Annotated in this window: 18 protein-coding genes; 14 read left to right on the top strand and 4 right to left on the bottom strand. The window is 40.4% G+C overall.

Annotated features, from left to right (window positions below; genetic code table 11):
• Positions 1 to 267 precede the first annotated feature (267 nt).
• Positions 268 to 1,533, bottom strand: a complete 1,266-nt coding sequence (locus tag BN53_RS00645; RefSeq protein WP_009558935.1) for an ATP-binding protein — start codon at positions 1,531 to 1,533, stop codon at positions 268 to 270.
• Positions 1,534 to 1,735: 202 nt separating this feature from the next.
• On the opposite strand from BN53_RS00645, the gene BN53_RS00640 reads away from it, so the two are divergent.
• Positions 1,736 to 2,656 carry an EamA family transporter gene (locus BN53_RS00640; RefSeq protein WP_009558934.1) on the top strand — a complete coding sequence of 307 codons (921 nt, stop codon included), beginning with the start codon at positions 1,736 to 1,738 and terminating at the stop codon, positions 2,654 to 2,656.
• A 55-nt stretch (positions 2,657 to 2,711) separates the two neighbouring features.
• Here BN53_RS00640 and BN53_RS00635 read toward each other — a convergent pair whose 3' ends face one another.
• Positions 2,712 to 3,380, bottom strand: coding sequence for a type 1 glutamine amidotransferase (locus BN53_RS00635; protein WP_009558933.1), 669 nt, complete (start codon positions 3,378 to 3,380; stop codon positions 2,712 to 2,714).
• A 162-nt stretch (positions 3,381 to 3,542) separates the two neighbouring features.
• Here BN53_RS00635 and BN53_RS00630 point away from each other — a divergent pair, with 162 nt between their 5' ends.
• The gene (locus BN53_RS00630; protein WP_009558932.1) at positions 3,543 to 4,859 is read left to right on the top strand and encodes a C1 family peptidase; all 1,317 of its coding nucleotides are present in this window, start codon (positions 3,543 to 3,545) and stop codon (positions 4,857 to 4,859) included.
• A 40-nt stretch (positions 4,860 to 4,899) separates the two neighbouring features.
• Here BN53_RS00630 and thiD read toward each other — a convergent pair whose 3' ends face one another.
• Complete coding sequence (gene thiD / locus BN53_RS00625; RefSeq protein ID WP_009558931.1) at positions 4,900 to 5,703, bottom strand: bifunctional hydroxymethylpyrimidine kinase/phosphomethylpyrimidine kinase; 804 nt, start codon at positions 5,701 to 5,703, stop codon at positions 4,900 to 4,902.
• Positions 5,704 to 5,860: 157 nt separating this feature from the next.
• Here thiD and glpK point away from each other — a divergent pair, with 157 nt between their 5' ends.
• The 12 genes from glpK (at position 5,861) to BN53_RS00565 (ending at position 21,360) form a co-directional block, all read left to right on the top strand.
• Positions 5,861 to 7,363, top strand: coding sequence for a glycerol kinase GlpK (glpK, locus tag BN53_RS00620; RefSeq protein ID WP_009558930.1), 1,503 nt, complete (start codon positions 5,861 to 5,863; stop codon positions 7,361 to 7,363).
• Between the two features lie 79 nt (positions 7,364 to 7,442).
• On the top strand, positions 7,443 to 8,216 hold the full coding sequence (locus tag BN53_RS00615; RefSeq protein ID WP_009558929.1) for a tyrosine-protein phosphatase: 774 nt from the start codon (positions 7,443 to 7,445) through the stop codon (positions 8,214 to 8,216).
• Positions 8,217 to 8,224: 8 nt separating this feature from the next.
• Positions 8,225 to 9,175 (top strand): LacI family DNA-binding transcriptional regulator, encoded by a 951-nt coding sequence (locus BN53_RS00610; RefSeq protein WP_009558928.1) that lies wholly within the window; start codon positions 8,225 to 8,227, stop codon positions 9,173 to 9,175.
• Positions 9,176 to 9,313: 138 nt separating this feature from the next.
• Positions 9,314 to 10,978 (top strand): alpha-glucosidase, encoded by a 1,665-nt coding sequence (locus BN53_RS00605; RefSeq protein WP_009558927.1) that lies wholly within the window; start codon positions 9,314 to 9,316, stop codon positions 10,976 to 10,978.
• A gap of 12 nt (positions 10,979 to 10,990) precedes the next feature.
• Entirely contained in the window at positions 10,991 to 12,709 is a 1,719-nt protein-coding gene (locus BN53_RS00600; RefSeq protein ID WP_009558926.1) for a glycoside hydrolase family 13 protein, read from the top strand.
• A 157-nt stretch (positions 12,710 to 12,866) separates the two neighbouring features.
• The gene (locus BN53_RS00595; RefSeq protein ID WP_009558925.1) at positions 12,867 to 15,134 is read left to right on the top strand and encodes a glycoside hydrolase family 65 protein; all 2,268 of its coding nucleotides are present in this window, start codon (positions 12,867 to 12,869) and stop codon (positions 15,132 to 15,134) included.
• Positions 15,127 to 15,795 carry a beta-phosphoglucomutase gene (gene pgmB / locus BN53_RS00590; protein ID WP_009558924.1) on the top strand — a complete coding sequence of 223 codons (669 nt, stop codon included), beginning with the start codon at positions 15,127 to 15,129 and terminating at the stop codon, positions 15,793 to 15,795. Before BN53_RS00595 ends, pgmB begins: the two co-directional genes overlap by 8 nt.
• A gap of 7 nt (positions 15,796 to 15,802) precedes the next feature.
• Positions 15,803 to 16,909, top strand: a complete 1,107-nt coding sequence (locus BN53_RS00585; protein WP_009558923.1) for an ABC transporter ATP-binding protein — start codon at positions 15,803 to 15,805, stop codon at positions 16,907 to 16,909.
• Positions 16,910 to 16,998: 89 nt separating this feature from the next.
• Entirely contained in the window at positions 16,999 to 18,219 is a 1,221-nt protein-coding gene (locus BN53_RS00580) for an extracellular solute-binding protein (protein ID WP_009558922.1), read from the top strand.
• A gap of 72 nt (positions 18,220 to 18,291) precedes the next feature.
• The gene (locus tag BN53_RS00575; RefSeq protein ID WP_009558921.1) at positions 18,292 to 19,650 is read left to right on the top strand and encodes a carbohydrate ABC transporter permease; all 1,359 of its coding nucleotides are present in this window, start codon (positions 18,292 to 18,294) and stop codon (positions 19,648 to 19,650) included.
• A gap of 6 nt (positions 19,651 to 19,656) precedes the next feature.
• The gene (locus BN53_RS00570; protein WP_009558920.1) at positions 19,657 to 20,514 is read left to right on the top strand and encodes a sugar ABC transporter permease; all 858 of its coding nucleotides are present in this window, start codon (positions 19,657 to 19,659) and stop codon (positions 20,512 to 20,514) included.
• Positions 20,515 to 20,613: 99 nt separating this feature from the next.
• Positions 20,614 to 21,360 carry a DUF4097 family beta strand repeat-containing protein gene (locus BN53_RS00565; protein ID WP_009558919.1) on the top strand — a complete coding sequence of 249 codons (747 nt, stop codon included), beginning with the start codon at positions 20,614 to 20,616 and terminating at the stop codon, positions 21,358 to 21,360.
• A 363-nt stretch (positions 21,361 to 21,723) separates the two neighbouring features.
• On the opposite strand, the gene BN53_RS00560 is transcribed toward BN53_RS00565, so the two are convergent.
• Positions 21,724 to 22,953, bottom strand: a complete 1,230-nt coding sequence (locus BN53_RS00560) for an MFS transporter (protein WP_009558917.1) — start codon at positions 22,951 to 22,953, stop codon at positions 21,724 to 21,726.
• Between the last annotated feature and the right edge of the window lie 79 nt (positions 22,954 to 23,032).

Raw genomic sequence — 23,032 nt, 5'->3', positions numbered from 1 at the left:
CGCGCTAAGTTTATTGATGTCTATAATTTTGAAAGGTCATAAATCTTTATTTTCTGTGTTAGAATCTAAAGACTTGTCCACTTATTATGCTAGAATATTTCCAATATATAATTGAAGTTGCGCATAAAGTTAGTGATGAAGAAAGGGCTCAATTTACTCAAGTTGTTAAATTAGCTTGATATCTAAAAAAGGTAACGATAAGTATATCTACCAAATACGCACGCAAAAAAACGGTCGATTCATGATTCGACCGTTTTTTCGACCGCTTTACGATCGATCGCTGCTTATAACGTATTTAGTTGCTTTACCTCTGCCAATTTTAGCTATGTAGCCTTGCTCTATTAATTGATTCAGTATTTTTAATACTTTGGTCTTACCAAATTTGCTTTCTTTGACAAGTTTGGCGGTCGTGTTTGATCCTAGTCTAATAGCTTCATAAATTTTGGCGGATTCATCAGATAAATCATTCATAATATATTTTAAAACAGGTAAAACTATTTTGATAGAATTTGCAAAGATTTCAAATTGAGGCTTAATCAAACTTTTTTGATAGGTATTCATAATTCTTCGAATTCCTGTGCCAAATTGCTCAATTAAACCTAATCTGAAAAAGATATTTGCGATAATTGGATTTCGTAAGATAGAAATTTGTCCAGAAAGATATTCATCTCTGCTTAACCCTTGTGGTAAGCCACCAGGTGAAACGATTTCGATTCTATCTTCAAACATGGAAACTTTAATTTGTGAATTAATATTCCAAATTCGGTGAACTATTGCATTGGCAATAGCTTCGCGAAAGGCTTCTTCAGGGATTAAGCTTACTATATTGCGAGTTGAACCTATAATTTCTTCGTGTTGATAGTATTGCTGGTATTTTTGAATACTTTGCTGATACTGTTTCAAAATAGATACATGTTCAAAACTTACTCGATCAAGGATAATATTGATATTTTCGCCAAAACGGACTATATCTATTCCGCGATAATTATTTCTGTCTGCTATCAATTCACCAGCATTGGTATAACTGCCATCTTTTTGTTTTAAATTAAGAGTAATCAAGATATCTGAGGATAGTTTTTCAATTCCTAATTTATCTTGCAGGGCTTCTTCGAGAATGGAAAAAGTAAGACGCTGGTTTGTAGAATTTAAACTATCAAATGTCTTGTTTTCACCAATTAATATTAATTGGGATAATTCAGATCTATCTACTTCAATTGAAGCAGTATCATTTCTTTTATAGGCCTTGGATTTGTATAAATACGGAGGATTGCTCCCCTGTTTGACAGTAAGGATAACAACATTTGTTTCGTCATCTATTTTTAGACTGTAATCTGGATGTGGGTTAATTGAATCATTGATCTTATTTTCAATATTTAAGCAAAAATCAACGGGGTTTTGTACTCCGATGATTGTTCCATCATCTTTCACCCCAAACTTGATTGTTCCAGTACCATAATTTGCAAAAGCACTAACAGTTTTTAGAAATGTATTGGTAAGTTGTTCTTTGAATTCCAAATTTCTTGTTTCTCGCATAAAATTACCTCCTTTACTACCGCCCTTTAGAAAGTTCTTATTACAAGTATAATACTAATACGCACGCAAAAAAACGGTCGATTCATGATTCGACCGTTTTTTCGACCGTTTTACGATCGATCCTAAATATTGAAAAATTTTTCCATTGCCAAATTACCGTGTGTTATCATGGAATTTAGTGTTTTATGATGGAGGATTTTTGATGACAACAGTAAAGCAGCGTCGCTTTTGGGCATTGATGGCAGCACTAGCATGCATTATGTGGGGAATTTCAGGGCTATTTGCCAAGGCCTTATTCAATATCAGCTCGCAAATTACCCCGATGTGGCTGACTCAAGTCAGAATGATTGTTGCCGGAATTATTTTATTAATTTTGGCAGGATGCTTAAAGCAACATCCCATAAAGGCAATCATTGATAAAAACAATGCCCGCGACATTATTGCCTATGGCTTATTAGGATTATTGCCGGTTCAATTGTTTTACTTTATCGTTGTTCAAAAGGCTAATGCTTCAATTGCGACAATCTTGCAGTTTATTGGGCCGTTTTTCGTAATGGGATATTTAGCGATCACTCATAAGCAGGTAATGCGCCGGATTGACTGGCTAGCTGCAATTGTTGCCTTTATCGGCGTGGTCTTGCTTGCTACCCATGGCAATTTCAATCACTTTGCTATTACCCCACAGGTGCTTTTCTGGGGCCTACTTTCAGCTGTAGGGGTTGCAACCAATACCTTGATCCCGATTCAAGTCTTAAAAAGGCAATCAAGCTTGATTGTTACGGGTTGGGGCTTGTTGATTGCTGGGATTTGTTTGTTGCTGATTCATCCATCTATGCCTAAGATTCCTAATACTGCCCAAGTTTGGCTATGTACAGGCGGGGTAATTGTGATAGGAACTTTGATTCCGTTTCAGTTGATGGCTAATTCTTTGAGATTCATTAAGCCTTCAACTGCAAGTTTATTAGATGCGTTTGAACCATTTTCAGCAACTGTTGGTTCAGTCTTGATCTTTGGCTTGGTAATGATGCCGATGGACTGGCTAGGCTCGATTTTAGTTGTGCTAGCAGCCATGGCTTTGAATATTACTCCTAAGAAGAAAGATAAAAATTTAAAGCAAAAATAAAGGATGGCAAATCACTTGATCTTAGCTAATCAGTGATTGTCATCCTTTTTATTAGTTATTTTGCTAGACGCTTTTCGTGGCGCTCGAGAATCTGTTTGATAATGGCATTGGCTACATTGATATTTTTAAGTAGTGGACCATGTGAGTATGAACCGATTAAATTGCGGTAGCGCAAGCCTTCGACTTTGTCTTGAGGGTTATTGCCATAGCCTTCGATCATTTCGCCGAAGGGATGCAATTTATCAGTATCATCAAAATAAGTTTGACCTGAGTGATTTTCAAAGGCTTTAACTTCGCCCCATTCGGTCATGTAGCGGGTATCGCCAATCATCCGCTTGTCAGACTTGAAGATAGTGTGTAAAGGCAAAATACCTAATCCCTTGATTGTTACGCCTGAGTTGGTCTTGTAGTAGTCTCCAAGCAATTGATAGCCGCCGCAGATGCAGAGCATTGGATTTTTGTCATTGATGTATTTTTCTAAAGTCTCTTTGTGACGAGGCAGGTCTTTAGCAACAACAGTCTGTTCGAAGTCTTGTCCACCACCAAAAAAGACAAAGTCATAGTCGTCGGTATCGAATTCATCGCCCAAGGAGATATTGTCAACTTGAGTGTCGTAGCCTTCTTTTTTTAGTAGGAATTTCAAAATTTTAACGTCGCCTGAGTCGCCATAAGTGTTCATCAGGTCTTCGTATAAGTATGCGATTTTGATTAGTTTGTCATCCATATTGTTTCCTCATTTTAGTTATAAACTATTGTAAATTATAGCCAAAATTTCTATAACTCGCAAAAATATTAGTACTTATTCTATAAGTCAAAAGGTTTACAAGCTAACGATAGCAATGATATATTAAATTTATTAATATTTACTTAAATCACGAGGTATATTATGACAGCATTAACTGAACAAAGCTTAGCTGAATTTTCAGCTGATTTCAACAGCAAGAAAGAAAACCCAGTGCTTTCAAGAGCTGCTCGTCGCAGCGGCCTTCTTGAAGCCTCATTCAATGATCAGGTTAGCCAAAACTTCAATCATGTTTTTTCAACTGAATTAGAGATTGGGGGGGTAACTAACCAACAACAATCAGGTCGTTGCTGGGAATTTTCTAGTTTGAACTTGCTTCGTCATTTCTTTGGCAAAAAGTACAACATCAAGGACTTTACCTTCTCTCAAGCCTACACCTTTTTCTGGGATAAAATAGAGCGTGCCAATGCCTTCTACAATGCTACTATTGCCTTGGCAGACAAGCCCTTAGACGATCGCGAAGTACAAGCTTGGCTTAATTTTGTTGGACAAGATGGTGGTCTTTGGCCAATGGCTGTTAACTTAATTAAAAAATACGGCGTCGTGCCATCATACGCAATGCCAGAAAATTTCAACACCAACCACACTAATGCAATTGATGATTCTTTGGCCCGCAAGGAAAGAAAAGATGCCTTGGCTTTGCGCAAGTTAGTGCAAGACGGCAAGCTTGAAGAAGCCCAAAAGGCAAAAAAGCAATATCTAAACGAGGTCTACCGCATGCTAGCTATTGCTTTTGGCGAGCCGCCAAAGCAATTTGACTTAGAATATCGCGATGATAAGAAAGAATATCATTTGGACAAAAACTTGACTCCACGTCAATTCTTGCAAAAGTACTTGGGCGACTTCCCATTTGATGACTATGTTCTCTTATTGAATGTGCCAAACTTCGAATACAACAAGCGTTACCACCAAGATATCTATGACAATGTTGCTGATGGTCAACCAATTGTTGGCTTGAACTTGCCAATTGAAGACTTAGCTCAAGCAGCCATGGCGCAACTTAAAGACGGACAAGCAGTTATGTTTGGCAATGACGTTTCTAAGCAAATGGAACGCAAGAGTGGTTTCATGGATCCAAACTTGTATCAAACTGATGAATTGTTTGGCGTTGATACGCAAATGAGCAAGGCAGATCGCTTGGCAACTGGCGAAGGAAGCGCCACTCACGATATGACTTTAGTTGGCGTTGACGAAGACAGGGGCGACATTCGCAAATGGAAGATTGAAAACTCTTGGGGCGACAAGATGGGCCACAATGGTTTTTACACTGCTAGCCACGAATGGTTCAAGGAATACGTTTATGACGTTGTTGTTAACAAGAAGTACTTAACTAAAGAGCGACAAGCCTTGCTTGAAGAGCCAGCAATTGACGTCAAGCCATGGCAACATATTGGATTATAAAAATAAGCTAAGATCCTCGATGGGAATCTTAGCTTTTTTCTTACAAATTTTCGCCGGCCCAGTGGTTGATTGGACCATATTTAGAACCAACGATAATCGGATGACTTAAGGCCTGATAAGTGAAGTCGATGGCGATCTTGACGCTATCAATTAAAGGCGTTTTTTTAGCTAGTTCAGCTGCAATTACGGCTGAGAGGGTATCGCCGGTGCCATTAACTCTGTCAGTAGCAAAATATGGCTTGGCAAAGGTATGGAATTGGCCATCTTGAGTCAATAACAAATCAGTTACTTGGCTATTAGAGCCATCATGACGACCTTTCATCAAGACGTTCTTAGCTCCCATGTCTTGCAATAATTTGGCGGCTTGTTTGACTTCATCTAGGCTAGTTAGTTCTAAGCCGGTAAGTTTTTTCTGTTCGTAATAATTTGGCGTAATAATGTCAGCTAGTGGCACTAAGCGCTTGATGAAGGTTTGATAAGAGTCCTCGTCCATCAAGCTATTGCCATGTTTAGTTGAGATTACTGGATCGATGACAATTTTGCCAAAATCATACTTTTCTAAATTGTCGGCCACTACATTCATTACGGTAGAATCTGCGACCATGCCAGTTTTAGTGGCTTTAATGTCGAAATCAGCTGCCAAAACGTCGAATTGTTTTTGAATAAAGTCGATTGGCATAATCTGAGCGGCATAAATTCCAGTAGTATTGCCAGCAACGGCAGCTGTCATTAAGCCCATGCCATAGACTTTGCGCGCATAAAAAGCATGCAAGTCAGCAGGCATGCCGGCACTACCATCGCTATCGTTTCCAGCGATAGTAACAGCGATAGGTTCTTGAGTCATTAATTTTCCCCCTTAACAAGATTTAACGAAAGATTGGTTAATCCTATTGTAACAGTTAGCTTGACTGCTTAAAAATTTATTGATCAAAAGACTTTCACAAATAGACCAAAACAATTAAAATGATAGGGAAAGCGTTTTTACACAAGGAGTGATATTTGTGGCGGAAAAGTATATTATGGCGATTGATGAGGGTACTACCTCAACGCGCGCAATGATTATTGACCACAACGGAAAAGAACTAGCATCTTCACAAAGAGAGTTCCCACAATATTTCCCGCAACCGGGTTGGGTTGAACACAAGGCTGAAGAAATTTGGCAGGCAGTTCAAACGACAATTGCGACAGCCTTCATTTCTTCTGGTATTCAACCAGATCAAATTGCGGCAATCGGAATTACCAATCAACGTGAAACGACTGTAATCTGGGACAAAGAAACTGGTCGTCCTATCTACAATGCGATTGTTTGGCAATCAAGACAAACAACTGACTTAGCCGAAAAGTTAAAAGCTGATGGCTATAGCGACTTAATTCGGCAAAAGACGGGCTTAATCATTGATCCTTACTTTAGTGCAACTAAGATTAGATGGATCTTAGATCAAGTTCCAGGTGCACAGGAGCGTGCAGAAAAGGGTGAATTGATGTTTGGCACCATCGATACTTGGCTCTTGTGGAAACTGACAGCCGGCAAGGTTCATGTCACGGATTACACTAATGCTTCTAGAACGATGTTATTTAATATTCATACCCTAGAATGGGATGAAGACATCTTGAAACTCTTGAATATTCCTAAGGCAATCTTGCCAGAAGTAAAATCAAATTCGGAAATTTATGGCTACACTACTTCATATACTTTCTTTGGTGGCGAAGTTCCAATTGCGGCTATGGCTGGTGACCAACAATCCGCCTTGTTTGGCCAATTAGCGCTAAAGCCAGGGATGGTTAAGAACACTTATGGAACAGGTTCATTTATCGTCATGAATACGGGACAAGAACCAACAGATTCTAACCACAATCTATTGACAACGATTGCCTACGGTATCGATGGCAAGGTCAACTACGCCCTTGAAGGATCAGTCTTTGTTGCAGGCTCTGCTATTCAATGGCTAAGAGATTCAATGAAGATGATCAAGTCAGCTCCAGAATCAGAAAAGGCAGCCTTGAAGTCTAAATCAGAAAACGAAGTTTATGTCGTTCCTGCCTTCACGGGCCTGGGCGCACCTTACTGGGATGCGGAAGCACGGGGATCGGTTTTTGGTGTTACACGTGGAACAAGCAATTATGACTTGATCAAGGCAACTTTGCAATCCTTAGCCTACCAAACTAGGGATGTGGTTGATACCATGCAGCTTGATTCCGGCATTGAGATCCCAACTTTGAGAGTCGATGGCGGAGCATCAAACAACAATTACTTGATGCAATTCCAAGCCGACATTCTTGGTACAAAGATTGAACGTGCTAAGGTCTTAGAAACTACCGGTATGGGTGTATGTTTCTTGGCCGGTTTAGCCGTCAGCTACTGGAAGGATATCGGTGAATTGAAGGATATTTTCGTAATTGGTCAAGCCTTTGAACCAAAAATGGGCCAACAAGAGCGCGAAGCATTGTACGGCGGCTGGAAGCGTGCAGTTAAGGCAACCGAAGTGTTTGCCCACGGTGAGTAGCAACTCACCTTTTTTTATTGAAAGAAAAGGGCTAACTCAGGTATAATTTTGGTTGAATGTTATTTATTTAGGTGACAAAATGACACAAGATAGAATTATTGAATTGGATGGACCGCTAAATTTCCGAGATATTGGAGGATATGAGAACAAGGATGGCAAGCATGTCAAATGGAACAAGATCTATCGCTCAGATTCTCTAAGTCGGTTAAGCGTCCGCGACAAGGTTAAATTGGTTAAGTTGAAGGTCAGCGTGGATTGCGATTTGCGATCAGATTACGAAAAGACCATGGCTCCAGATAATTTATGGGCTGGGGCCAAGTTTGTTGACGTACCGCTATATTCGAATGATCTTAGCGAAGACAAGGCCGGCAATAAGCTTTATCGCTTCTTTCACCATCTGCCAGATTTACAGGATAATTTTATTGGTAGAATTTATCAAAACACCTTGCTCAATACCCATAGTCAAGAAGAATTTCGCAAGGTTTTCCAAGAATTGCTAGCTTTGCCAGCAGAAAATGGCTTGGTATATCACTGCAGCGCAGGAAAAGATCGAACAGGGATGATGACTGCCCTGATTTTGATGGCCTTAGATGTTCCAGACGACACTATTGCTGGGGACTATCTTTTGACCAATCAGCTTTATGACTTTGCCCGCTCAAGACAGTTGCCAAGCAATGATGAAATTTCAGAAATGGTGGCCAGGATGAACGTCACTCATGGCGAAGGCAAGGCTATTTTAGGAATAACCGAGACGATTAGGGCTGGCTGGGGCAGTTTTGAGAACTTTTTCAAGAAAGAATTGGGCTTTAGTTCCAAGGATCTTGAACAGTTGAAGAAATTATACTTAGAATAGGAATTGATATGGTAACACTCTCAGATGTAGCTAGAGCTGCAAATGTATCGAAAATGACCGTTTCACGGGTGATTAATCACCCTGAACAAGTAACGCCAGAGTTGCGGAGCTTAGTTGAAAGCGCCATGGCCACGCTCAACTACCATCCCAACTCGATTGCCCAGGCCTTGGTCAACAATCGAACCAATGTCGTGAAATTCGTTACTTTGGAGGATATTGATACCACTGAACCTTATTATATGAACCTGCTCTTTGGCGTTGCTAAAGGCTTGACTAAGAAACAGTATGCTTTTCAATTGGTAACTGACCCTGAGCAGATCGAAGCTGGGCGCTCAGATGGCTATATTATTACTGGGGCAAGAAGCAGCGACTATGATATGTTCGATCAATTAGATAAGCCTTTTATCTTATTTGGCGAAAATCACCGCGGTTTTGATTTTGTCGATACGGATAATCAATTAGGCGTTAAGATGGCGACAGAATATGCCTTGTCGCGTTTATACAAGAATATCATTTTCATCGGCATCGACTTGAAAGAGCCGTTTGAATATTCAAGAGAAGCTGGTTACATCAACACTTTGCAGAAGAATCAGCTGATTCCGAAGATCTTTAGAATTGGCAATCATAGTCATGCAGCCCAAGACCTAATCAAAGAACACTTTAAAGAATTCAAGAAAGATACTTGCTTTATCTGTGCTAGTGACCGAATTGCTCTAGGCGTTGAGCGGCAGCTTGCAGAAGAAGGAGCTAAGGTGCCAGATGACTTTGGTGTAATTGGCTTTGATGGGGTCTTTTTGGATCAAGTAGCCAATCCAAAACTAACCACCATTCGCCAATCTATCTTTGAGATGGGCGAATTGCTAGCTACGATGCTACTGCAAAAAATTGCTCAATCGGGCTCGCCACAAGGCGAAGTGCTAATTAAGCCAACCTTAATTAGACGCGGCTCAACTAGATAATGATTGGATCTCACTAATAGTGAGGTCTTTTTTATTTGACCTCAAAAAAGCGGCCATTTTTTTGATACCGATAACATCGACAAAAGGTCTTGAAACCGATAACATAATCCTTCAGACTTAACGCAGGAGGAAAAAACTATGGCACATTGGTATGACAACGCAATAATTTATCAAATTTACCCTAAGTCTTTTCAAGACTCGAATAATGATGGCATCGGCGATTTAAACGGAATTACCAAGCGAATTTCTTACTTGAAAAAGCTAGGCGTCAATGCTGTTTGGCTTAATCCAATCTTCGTTTCTCCTCAAGTAGATAATGGCTATGATGTATCGAATTACTTTGCCATTGATCCGCATATGGGAACAATGGAGGATATGGAAAATCTAATTGAGAAGTTTCATGAAGCTGGAATCAAGGTCATCATGGACTTCGTTTTGAACCATACTTCAGATCAACACCCTTGGTTCCAAGACGCAATCAGTAATCCTGACAGCATTTACCGCGACTACTATATTTTTGCTGGTAAAGATGGCAAGCGTCCAAACAACTGGGGCAGCTTCTTTGGTGGCAGCGTTTGGGAAGAAGATCCTGCTGGCACAGGCGAATTTTATTTCCACTTGTTCGACAAAAAAATGCCCGACTTAAATTGGAACAACTATGAAGTTCGCCATGCAATGCTTGAAATAGCCGAATACTGGCTAGAAAAGGGTATCGATGGCTTGAGGCTAGATGCTTTTATTCATATTGCTAAAGCTGACTTAAGACAAAGTTTTCCAAATGAAGATGGTAGCGATGAACCAGTCATCGCAGAACCATTTTTCGCTAATTTGCCACAAGTTCAAGAGTGGATGCGGGCATTTTGTCAGCAAATCAAACAAGATTATCCAGAAACATTGCTACTAGGCGAAGCAGCCAGCGCCAGCGTCAATTTGGCGGTTGATTATACTGCTAAGCGCAACGAATTGATGGATAGCGTGGTAACTTTCCGCTACTTTACTGAAGATGATAGCAAGCTAGATCCAAGCTTTTCAGCGCAATATCAACCTAAAGAGCTTGATTTAGTTGCCTTTAAGCAAAATCAAGCCATCTGGCAACAGACTTTGGCTGGCGTATCGCAGCCAACTTTATATTTGAGCAACCACGATATGGCTAGAACCAGAACTAGACTTACCAAAAATGACACCCAAGCCAAGAGCTTAGCAATGTTGATGTACTTGCAGCGCGGTATTCCAATCATCTACTATGGCGAAGAATTAGGGATGCAGAATTTAGAGTTTGATTCAGCTGAGCAATTTGCTGACCAAACTGTCGACAGCTTTATTAAATCAGCTATAAAAGCCGGCAAAACTAAAGAAGAAGCAATTAAAATGGCCAGCTTGGTTCACAAACTGCCAGCCCGTGGTCCAATGCCTTGGACTGACGAAGAAAATGGCGGCTTTAGCAAGGCTACGCCATGGATTGTGGGCAAAAAGGTTGATACAGCCAGTGTTGATAGCGAAGAAGCTGATGATAACTCTATGCTTAATTTCTATCGTCAACTGCTTAAGTTGAAACAGACCGAGCTCTTTGAGCAAGGTAGCTACTACTTATTGACCACTGATAAGAATTCTTACATTTATCAGCGCGATAATCAGGGCGATAGCGCAATCGTAGCAGTTTCTCTTAGCCCAGAAAAACTCACTGTAGACTTGCCTGAGGGCTATGATCAGGAATTGCTAGCAGCGGGCAGTTACAACAAGACAGACAACAAATTGACATTAATGCCTTATTCAGGCGTAGTTTTAAGAAAAGGAAAAGGTTAGGTAATTATTCAAATGCAACTAGCAGCATTACGTCACAGAACAGAAAGCGAAGATTGTTTTGTAGTTGATCACAGTCATGTACGAGTAAGAGTACATACTGCTAAGGGCGACATTAAGGAAATTATTGCCCATTATACTGATAACTATTTATCACCTGAAACTGATCAATCAATTAAGTTGACCAAAAGCGGCCAAGGACAAGTCAGCGACCACTGGGCAGCTACTTTGACTGCTCCATATCACCGCTTGAAGTACACTTTTGAAGTTGTTGACCAAAATGGCGAACGCGTAATTTTAGGTGACCGCGGCATTAGCGAATTCAGCCAAAAGAATTTGCTAGCAGATAGCTCTTACTTCAAGGTTCCATACTTGCATGACATTGATATGGTCAAGACTCCTAGCTGGGTTAGCGATACTGTTTGGTACCAAATTTTCCCAGAACGTTTTGCTAATGGCGACAAGTCTAATGACCCAGCAGGTGTTAAGGCTTGGAATCCAGAAGACCATCCTGGCAGAGAAGACTACTATGGAGGAGACTTGCAAGGGGTGATTGATCACTTGGACTACCTTAAGAGTTTAGGCGTTAGCGGTATTTACTTCTGCCCTGTCTTTAAGGCTAGCTCCAACCACAAGTACGACACAATCGACTACTTGGAAATCGATCCAAACTTCGGCGACAAGGACTTGTTTAGCAAGTTGGTCAGTGAAGCCCACAAGCGTGGAATGAAAGTAATGCTTGACGCAGTCTTTAATCACTTAGGCTATAAGTCAATGCAATGGCAAGATGTTGTAGAAAATGGCGAAAAGTCTCGCTTTGTAGATTGGTTCCACATCAATTCCTTCCCAGTTGAGCCATACCGCGATCCAAGCAAGGGCGAAGGCGATGCACCATTTGAAACTTTTGCCTTTGAGCCACATATGCCTAAGCTCAATACTGCTAACAAGGAGGTGCAAGACTTCCTATTAAACATTGCAACTTACTGGGTGAAGTACTTTGACATTGACGCTTGGAGACTTGATGTTGCTAACGAAGTCGACCACCACTTCTGGAGAAAATTCCACGATGCTCTAGTTGCAATCAAGCCAGACTTCTATATTGTTGGGGAAATTTGGCACTCAGCTAGACCTTGGCTTAATGGGGATGAATTTACTGGCGTAATGAATTACCCATATACTTTGCAAATTGAAGATCACTTCTTCCAAAAGAAGATGTCAGCTCAAGATTTGACTGAACATTTAACTGATCAATTAATGCTCTACCGCGACAACACTAACCATGCAATGATGAACATGCTTGACTCACATGATACAGCCAGAATCTTGACTGTTGCTAATGGCAATCAAGATTTAGCCTTGCAAGCTGTCTGCTTCATGTTTATGCAACCAGGCTCTCCATGTATCTACTATGGTACAGAAATGGGTATGAGCGGCGATAACGATCCAGACTGCCGCAAGCCAATGGACTGGGACAAGATCGATGGACCAGTATGGCATCGTGTTCACGACTTGATTGAATTCAGAAATAGTCACTCAACCTTAGGTCATGGCGACATTGTTATGTCTGTAACAAATTCAGGCCTAATTAAGGTAGAAAGAACCGGTGATGAAAAGATCACTGCTTACTTCAATACCACCGACAAAGCCCATGAATTCAAGGAAAACGCCGTTTTGAGTCAGAACTTGGTTGATGGCAAGCTAGCTTGTGATGGTTTTGCCATTGTATTTGAATAAAAATGCAGAAAAGGCGCCACAGCGCCTTTTTTTGCACTTATCTTTTGTAAACGCTTTTTTCTGATACCGGTAACAGTCGTTTTCCTATTGTAAAGCGTTTTCAGCTAGTACATAATAAAACCGTAAACAAATGAGTCCGATGGAGAATAAAGATATAATGAAACGAATTTTTGAAATCGACCCTTGGCGGGTTGTAACTCATCAATTTAAAGAAGAAGACAAACGATTGCAAGAGAGTATGACTGCAATTGGTAACGACTATATGGGTCTTAGAGGAAACTTCGAAGAAGGCTACTCAGGCGACAGCCTTCAAGGAACTTACCTAGCAGGTGTTTGGTTCCCTGACAAGACTCGTGTTGGTTGGTGGAAGAATGGTTATCCAGAATACTTTGGTAAAAGTATCAACGCCCCAAGCTTTATTGGTTTGGAAATCACAATCAATGACGAAAAGTTAGACTTAGCTAAGGTTAACTTCAGCGACTTTGAATTGTCACTTGATATGCACCAAGGTTTGTTGACTAGAAGCTTCATTTATGAAGGCAAAGATGTCAAAGTAAAATTTGAATTTGAAAGATTCCTTCATATTACTTTGAAAGAAGCAGCTTTAATCAAGGTTAAGGCCACTGTTCTTTCAGGTGAAGCACACATCGAATACAAATCTACTTTAGATGGCAAGGTTGTCAACGAAGACAGTAACTACGATGAATACTTCTGGCTGCCAATTGAAGAAGATCAAGAAGCAAGAACTATCCAAGTCAAGACTAAGGAAAACAACTTTGGCGTTCCACAATTTACAGTTTTGCTTAAGGAAAGCTTGCGTCATGAAGGTCAAGCAGTTACTACTGAAGTAGCTAGCCAAGAAGCAAAATTAGCAGAAACTTTTGCAATCCACTTAGCAGAAGGCGAAAGCTACGAAGTTGAAAAGGACGTAATTGTTGTTACTAGCCGCGATGTAGCAGATGAAGATCAAAAGGCTAAGGCTTCAGAATTGATGGCTCAATTGCAAAGCAAGACTTTTGAAGAAAACTTGGCAGACCATACTGCAGCATGGCAAAAGCGTTGGGACATGAGTGATGTAGTAATCGCAGGTGACGAAGCTGCTCAACAAGGTATCCGCTTCAACATCTTGCAACTCTTCATGACTTACTACGGCGAAGACGAAAGACTTAACGTTGGCCCTAAGGGCTTTACTGGTGAAAAGTACGGCGGTGCAACTTACTGGGATACAGAAGCTTACATTGTTCCAATGTACTTAGGCATCACTAAGCCAGAAGTAACTAAGGCTTTGCTTCAATACCGTCACGACCAATTGGAAGGTGCTTACCACAACGCTAAGCAACAGGGCTTAGCAGGTGCATTGTTCCCAATGGTAACTTTCACTGGTGTTGAATGCCACAACGAATGGGAAATTACTTTTGAAGAAATTCACCGTAACGCAGATATCCCATTTGCCATCTACCAATACACTAACTACACTGGTGATGAATCTTACGTCAAAGATGAAGGTATGGACGTCTTGGTTGGAACTGCACGCTTTTGGGCAGACCGCGTTCACTTCTCTAAGTGGCGCAACAAGTACGTAATTCACGGCGTAACTGGTCCAAATGAATACGAAAACAACGTCAACAACAACTGGTTCACTAACACCATGGCAAGATGGTTGATCAAGTACACTTTGGAACGTTTGCCTAAGGCTACTGAAGAAGCTCAAAAGAGAGTAAACGTAACTGAAGAAGAAAAGGCTAAGTGGCAAGACATTGTTGACAACATGTACTTGGGCGAAGACAAGAACTTAGGAATCTTCTTGCAACAAGATGACTTCTTAGACAAAGACATTCGTCCAGTAAGCTCAATTCCTGAAGGTCAACGTCCAATTAACCAACACTGGTCATGGGACAAGATCTTGAGATCACCATTTATCAAGCAAGCTGATGTTTTGCAAGGTATCTACTTCTTGAATGATGAATACACTATGGAACAAAAGGAAAAGAACTTCGACTTCTACGAACCATTGACAGTTCACGAAAGTTCACTTTCTCCATGTATTCACTCAATCTTGGCAGCAGAACTTGGCAAGAAGGAAAAGGCTGTTGAATTGTACCAAAGAACAGCTCGTCTTGACCTTGACAACTACAATAACGATACTGTTGATGGCTTGCATATCACTTCTATGAGTGGTTCATGGTTGGCAATCGTTCAAGGTTTTGCTGGAATGCGTTACAACAACGACCAATTGAGCTTCAAGCCATTTATTCCTGATGACTGGAATAAGTACAGCTTTAAGATTAACTACCGCGATCGTTTGATCCAAGTAGAAGTTGATCAAGCTGGCAGCAAGTTGACTTTGATCAAGGGTGAAAACTTACCAGTTCTAGTAAGCGGTAAGGAAGTAGAACTTAAGGAAGGTGAAACAATCAATGCTTAAAGGATTGTTATTCGATCTTGATGGAGTTTTGACTAACTCAGCTAAATTCCATCTAGGGGCATGGAACAACTTAGCCAAAGAATTAGGCATTACTTTAACTGATGCTCAACTTGATGGCTTACGAGGACTTTCAAGAATGGATTCATTGGAATTGATCTTGAAATATGGCGGTCAAGAAGACAAGTATTCAGAAGCAGAAAAAGAAAAGTTTGCAGCTGAAAAGAATGCTAAGTTCCTCGAACAAGTTGAAACAATGACTCCTGAAGATATTTTGCCAGGAATTCCTAAATTATTGGCAGATGCTAAAGAGCAAGGATTGAAGATGGCAATTGCGTCAGCTTCTAAGAATGCACCAAAGATTCTTAACAAGTTGGGAATCATGGGACAATTCGATGGCATTGTTGATCCAGCAACCTTAAGCAAGGGTAAGCCAGATCCAGAAATCTACATCAAGGCACAAGAAATCTTAGGCCTTGAAGCAGACGAAGTGGTCAGCTTTGAAGATGCAGCAGCTGGTGTTGCATCAATCAAGGCAGCTAAGCAATTTGCAGTTGGAATTGGTGACAGCGAACTTTTGAAAGAAGCCGACTACATTGTTCCAACTACGGCTGAACTAGACTTAAAGCAAATAACGGAAGTATTTAGTAGTAAGAGAAAGTAGGGAGCCTATGGTTGAAGTTGATTTAAATCATATCTATAAACGATATCCAGGAAATGACAGAAACTCAGTAAATGACTTTGATTTGCACATTAAGGAAAAGGAATTCATCGTTTTCGTTGGTCCTTCCGGTTGTGGTAAGTCAACTACCTTGAGAATGGTTGCTGGACTTGAAGACATCTCAGAAGGTACTTTGGAAATTGACCACAAAGTAATGAACGATGTGGCTCCAAAGGACCGCGACATTGCGATGGTATTCCAGAACTACGCTTTGTACCCACACATGACCATTTACGACAACATGGCCTTTGGTTTGAAGCTTCGTCACTACGCAAAAGATGAAATCGACAAGAGAGTGAAGAATGCTGCTAAGATCTTAGGCTTGGAAGATTACCTTGACAAAAAGCCAGGTGAACTTTCCGGTGGTCAAAGACAGCGTGTAGCTTTGGGACGTGCGATCGTGCGTGACGCACCTATCTTCTTGATGGACGAACCTTTGTCAAACCTAGATGCAAAGCTTCGTGTATCAATGCGTGCTGAAATTGCCAAGCTTCACCAAAGACTTGGAACTACTACTATCTACGTAACTCACGACCAAACTGAAGCCATGACTTTGGCAGACAGAGTTGTCGTTATGTCAGTAGGTAAGGTACAACAAATCGGCACCCCGCTTGAAGTTTACAACAAGCCAGTAAACATGTTCGTAGCCGGCTTTATCGGATCGCCACAAATGAACTTCTTTAACGTTCACTACAAAGACGGTCGCATTTCTGACGGTAAGGGATTAGATATCGCTATCCCATCTGGTAAGGCCAAAATGCTTGAAGACAAGGGTTACGCTGACAAGGATCTAGTATTCGGAATTCGTCCAGAAGACATTCACTCCGAAGAGGCCTTCCTTGAAACTTGGCCAGACGCTGTAATTGAATCAGAAGTTGTCGTTTCAGAACTTTTGGGTGCAACTATTCAGCTCTACCAAAAGATCAACGGAACTGAATTTGTTGCTATTGTGAACGCTCGTGATTACCACAAGCCTGGCGACAAGGTGAAGATGGGCTTTGATGTTAACAAGGCTCACTTCTTCGACAAGGATACCACCGAGGCAATCGTAAACTAAGCCGAGGTATTTAATTAAAGCTTACAAATAGCAGAATGTAACTGCGTTAGTAAGAGTAAGAATATTTATTGATTTTTAGGAGGAAAATCATGAAGTTTTGGAAAAAATTAGCTTTGGGTAGTACAGCTGCATTAGCAGCACTTTCATTAGCAGCTTGTTCAAATGGATCATCAGATTCATCATCAAGCAGCAAGAGCAGTGATGAAAAGGCAAACTTGACTCTTTGGGTAGATACTGAACAAGTATCATACTACAAGGACATCGTAAAGGACTTCCAAAAGACTCACAAGAACATTAAGGTTCGCGTAACTCAAAGTCCTAACGGTTCAGCAAACGCTAAGACTGACGTTGGTAAGGACCCTTCAAAGGCCGCAGACGTATTTGAAGTTCCTAACGACCAATTAGGTCAAATGGCTGAAGCTGGTTACATCAACCCACTTTCACCAGATGCTACTAAGGACATTAAAGCTAACTACGTAGATGTTGCTGTTAAGGGTGTAACTTGGAAGGGCAAGGTTTACGCATTCCCATACGCACAACAAGCACAAACTATCTACTACAACAAGTCCAAGCTTTCAGCTAGCGATGTTAAGGATTGGGACACTTTGACTAAGAAGGGTGTAGTTGCTACTGACTTTACTAATGCTTACGTAATGTACCCAGTATTCTTCTCAGCAGGTACTAAGTTGTACGGTGACAACGGTGAAGACCTTAAGGGTTCAACTATCAACTCACAAGAAGGTATCAACGGTTTGAAGTGGTTCGCAGCTCAAAAGAACAACAAGGGTGTAATGCAAACTTCAAACGCTTTGAACCAATTGAAGAAGGGCAACGCTCAAGCTATCTTAGATGGTCCTTGGAACGCTGCTAACATCAAGAAGATCTTGGGCAAGGACTTTGCAGTTGCTAAGTACCCAACTATCACTATTGCTGGTAAGAAGGTTCAAATGCAAGCATTCCTTGGTATCGAAGGCTTCGCAGTTAACTCACACACTAAGAGTGCTAAGGCTGCTTCAGAATTAGCTTCATACATTACTAACAAGAAGGCACAATTGATCGTTCACGAACACGCTGGTCAAATTCCTGTTCTTAAGTCAGCAGTTGAATCAAGCGCAGTTAAGAGTGACCCAGTTGCAGAAGCAGTTATCGAACAAGGTAAGAACTCAGTATTGATGCCTAAGCTTCCACAAATGGCTGCCTTCTGGAACGGTGCAGCTCCATTAATCAGTGGTGCTTACGATGGCAAGATTAAGCCTGCACAATACAAGGCTCAACTTGAAAAATTTGCTAAGAACATCGAAAAGAAATAGTAAGTTTTAAAGCATAAGCAAAGGTTGGTCAAATATTTAGTCCAACCTTTTCGCTTAAGAGAAGGAGAAGTTATGTTTAAAAAGAAAAAGCATGTAGCTCCTAAAGCGACTTATCGAGAGGTATGGACTAAAGGAAATGCAGCTACCAAATTATCTTTTATCATAATGGGTAGTCAAGCCCTTGCCAATAAACAATGGGTAAAAGGAATTTCACTTTTATTATCAGAAATCGTCTTCATTCTTTGGTTTATCTTTAGTGGTACGTCAGCTTTGAGCATGTTAACCACATTAGGAACAATTAAAGAAAAGAAAGTTGTATATGACGCTGCGCAAGGCGTTTATATAACTAAACAACCATCTAACTCAGTTTTGATTCTGCTCTTTGGTGTGTTAGCAATTATGATCTGTATTGGTATGATTTACCTTTACATTGTCAACTTGCGTTCAACACGTCACAACTACATTCTGCAGCGTGATGGTGAACATCTTGCAACTAACCGTGAAGAATTAGCAAGCTTGTTTGATGGTAGATTACATACCACTTTGATGGTATTGCCTGTATTAGGTATCTTATTCTTCAACATTTTGCCAACTCTGTTCATGATTTCAATGGCCTTCACTAACTACGATCGCCAACACCCAATCGCCTTTTCATGGACTGCCTTCAAGGCATTTGGAAACGTGCTTAATGGTGAATTAGCAGGTACTTTCTTCCCAGTATTAGGATGGACTCTAATTTGGGCCGTAGCTGCTACAGCAACCACTTTCTTCTTTGGCGTGTTGTTAGCTCTCTTGATCGAATCTAAGGGTATTAAGCATAAGGGATTTTGGAGAACAATATTCGTTATTGTTTGGGCTGTGCCTCAATTTGTCTCCTTATTGATGATGGCACAATTCTTGGACTACCAAGGTGCTTTAAACGGTATTTTGATGAACCTTGGTTGGATTAGCCACCCAATTCACTTTATTGATAACCAAGCTTCACCATTGATGGCTCGTATTACGGTAATTATTGTTAACATGTGGATTGGTATCCCAGTTTCTATGTTAGTTTCAACTGCGATTATTCAAAACTTACCCCAAGATCAAATTGAAGCTGCAAGAATCGATGGTGCCAACGCCGTACAAATTTTCCGTTCAATCACTTTCCCACAAATTCTATTCGTAATGGCTCCATCATTGATTCAACAATTCATCGGTAACATCAACAACTTCAATGTTATCTTCCTGTTGACTGGTGGTGCACCAATGAACAATAACTACAACGGTGCGGGTTCAACCGACTTGCTAGTAACGTGGTTGTACAACTTGACATTCGGTCAGGAACAACGTTACAACGCATCTGCGGTATTAGGTATTTTAATCTTTATCATTAGTGCGACATTCTCATTAATCGCATATAGACGTACTAATGCTTTCAAGGAGGGCTAATAGAACATGAAGTCATATTCAAATCAAAGACGGCTCTCACTGATCTTCCGGTATATCCTCTTAACTATTTTGGCAGTTCTTTGGATTTTACCAATTGTATGGATCATCTTAGCCAGCTTTTCATATAACGACACTGGATTTGTTTCAACCTTCTGGCCTGAACAATTCACTCTGAAAAACTATGTTGGAATCTTTACTAATCCTCAGTATCCATTCGTCAACTGGATTATCAATACTTTGATTATCTCTTTAGCTTCAATGGTAATTTCAACATTCTTAACAATCACAGTTGCCTACGTATTATCAAGATTACGTTTCAAGCTTAGAAAGCCATTCTTGCAAATTGCTTTGGTTTTAGGAATGTTCCCAGGCTTCATGTCTATGATCGCTTTGTACTACATCTTAAAAGGTTTGAACATGCTTAACTTAGGCGGTTTGCTCCTTGTTTATGTAGGTGGTGCCGGACTTGGTTTCTACGTTGCCAAAGGATTCTTTGACACTATTCCCCGGGCAATAGATGAAGCTGCCGAAATCGACGGAGCTACCAAGTGGCAAGTATTCTGGAACATTGGTTTACCCCTATCCAAGCCAATGATCGTTTACACTGCTTTGACAGCTTTCATCGGACCATGGACAGACTTCATTTTCTCAGGTATTATCTTATCAACTTCAGGTAATGCTAAGAACTACACCATTGCCTATGGACTTTACAACATGGTTCACACAGCTAAAGGTAACGCCACTGCATACTTTGCACAATTCGTTGCTGGATGTGTAATCATTGCTATCCCTATTACAATCTTGTTCATCTTCATGCAGAAGTTCTATGTAAACGGAATTACTGCTGGTGCTGACAAGGGTTAGTCGAATATTTGCTTATGCTAATAACACCTCATGCTATGCATGGGGTGTTTTCTTGTTATAAAATGATAGTGATGAGTTAGATAGATTCGGAGGGAAATCATGACTAAATTCAAAACAAAAATCCTATCAGCTATCTTAATTGCTGGTATAGGTGCAAGTTTATCTGGATGTTATAAAGTTGTAGTGCAAAAGCCAGCAAGTGAATCAAGCCAGACAAATAAGGCTAAAACCAGAATTACTAAGACTTTGACTGAGAAGACCTTTAACAAGATCGACATTAATGTTAGTGATTTGGACGTTGAAATCAGAAAATCAAATAAGGCAGAAGTGCTTTATAAGGGTGTAAAAGATTCACGCATAAATGCAAAAGTTATTGGCCAAACTTTGAAGATTACAGATTCTAAGAAGAGTGGAGTCTATGTTGAAGAAGAGCCAAAGATTATTGTCTATGTGCCTAAAAAGCTAACTAGTTTGACCGTTAAGAATAGCGATGGCGATTTAGATATTGATGATCTTAAGGTTGGGCAAATGATTGTTGATTTGGCAGATGGAGATGTATCAGCTCGGAAATTAGTCGCAGATAGCGGTAAGCTAAGCAGTTCTGATGGGGATGTAGATATACTAGATCTAGCATCTAAGACTGGCTTTAGTATTTCTTCAGCTGATGGCGATATTTCAGTTAGTCAGAATAATGCGACAGGGTATTACTTGACGACTACGGATGGTGATCTTGATTTCAAGGGTAAGCGTGTATCAAGCTTTGATTCAGGCACAGTTAAGAAAAAGATCAATAGCCGCAACGTCTTGCATATCTCGACGGCAGATGGCGATATTAGGGTGAATTAGTCTGGAAATACCGATGAATTCTATCGAATTTATCGGTATTTTTTTGTAATTTTGACAGCATAAAGTTAGTTAAAATATTATTTATCTCGAATTTTTTATAAAAATGATATTTTATTTAAAAATATTTAAATTTATGAGAAGTATGATTACAATAAAGATAATGTTAAATGAATACAAAGTAGGCGAAAGAAATGACACCAAGTGGACTTGTTAAAAGTAATAAGCTGAGATTTTCTTTAATATTTTTATTACTAACAATAGTTGCTGAAGAAATGCATCAAATGTTTGATCGAGAAATTCATTTAGGATAAAAATAAAATGCTTGATAGGCAACGAACTTATCAAGCATTTTTTGCATGTAAATTATTTTTTACTTTGGCCAAGTGCCATAACGATTATAAAGTTAATTAACAAGGTAAGGCCAGTAATCCAAAAGACGGCCGCATAGTCAAATACACCAGAGATGGTCGAGCCAATCATTGAGCCCGCCATAGCGCCAAAGGCCTGGAAGGATTGATTGTAGCTGAAGATACGGCCGAAACTTTCTGCTGGAGTATTCAAGGTTAAGACTGCTTGAGCAGCTGGCATCATCCCTGCACTAGCCATTCCAAGCAAGAATCTAAGTCCAGCTAATATCCATGGAGAATTGGTCAAAGCCATTGGAACAAATAAAACAAATCCAACAATCAATCCGATTCGCAAAACCTTCAATGGCCCAACTTCGTCCATCTTATGGCCAATCTTTGAAGCAGCAATTAAAGTTCCAAGACCAGGCGTAGCAGCAACAATTCCGGCGATGAAGGCAACGTTTTTTGCGCCCGGCATCATGGACTTAACATATAAGGAAACAATTGGATCAATTGATAAAGTCGATGCTTGAACGATCAGGGTAGTAATGAACATGCCGATGATTAATTTGATATTAGGCAAGTCGGCCATGATTTCTTTCATTGGCTTCATTTCTTCGCGAGAAATAGGCGTGAAGTCTTCATGAACTAAGAAAGTAGTACCTAAGAAGGTAATAAACATCAATGCCCCAGTGATGAAGAAGGGAATTCGATAGCCCCAGGCTCCGCCTAATAAATTGCCAAAGTAGCTAGATAGTGCCCCGCCAAGTAGTGGGCCGATTAAGTTGCCAGCAGTTCCGGCAGTCATCATTTGACTCATTACCCAGCCACTTTTATTATGGGGAGTTTCGCTAGCCATTAGCGCAGTAGCGTTGTTGATATAGCCTGAAAAAGAGCCCTGAATAAAGCGCATGATAACGATATAGATGGCGTTTGGTGCAAAACCAGTTAAAGTGATGGTTAAAGCCATAACGCCAGACGCGCGCATGCACATCAATTTTCGGCCTTTGCGGTCAGCTAAGTTGCCCCAGTAAGGAGAAACAATCGCTTGAGCGACAAAAGTCATGGCAAAGGCTAGTCCTGAATACAAACTGATTTCTAGCTTGCTGTAATTGCCTAAGTCAGCAATAAAAAGTGAGATAAAGGGCATGGTCATTGAATATCCCATTCCAGTAATAAAGCAGCCTGCCCAAAGGGTATAAAATGCCCGATACCAGTTAGCTGATAATTTTGTCGATTTTTCCATTAAATGCATCGCCTTTCTTTCTTCGTTATTTTAGCACAAGGATTTGTAAATTTTATTGAAACTAGCAAGATCTTTAGTT

Source organism: Lactobacillus pasteurii DSM 23907 = CRBIP 24.76 (assembly GCF_000297025.1).
Taxonomy (GTDB): domain Bacteria; phylum Bacillota; class Bacilli; order Lactobacillales; family Lactobacillaceae; genus Lactobacillus; species Lactobacillus pasteurii.
Note: the sequence above shows the minus strand (reverse complement) of the source record. Positions and strands in the feature narration are given on the sequence as shown.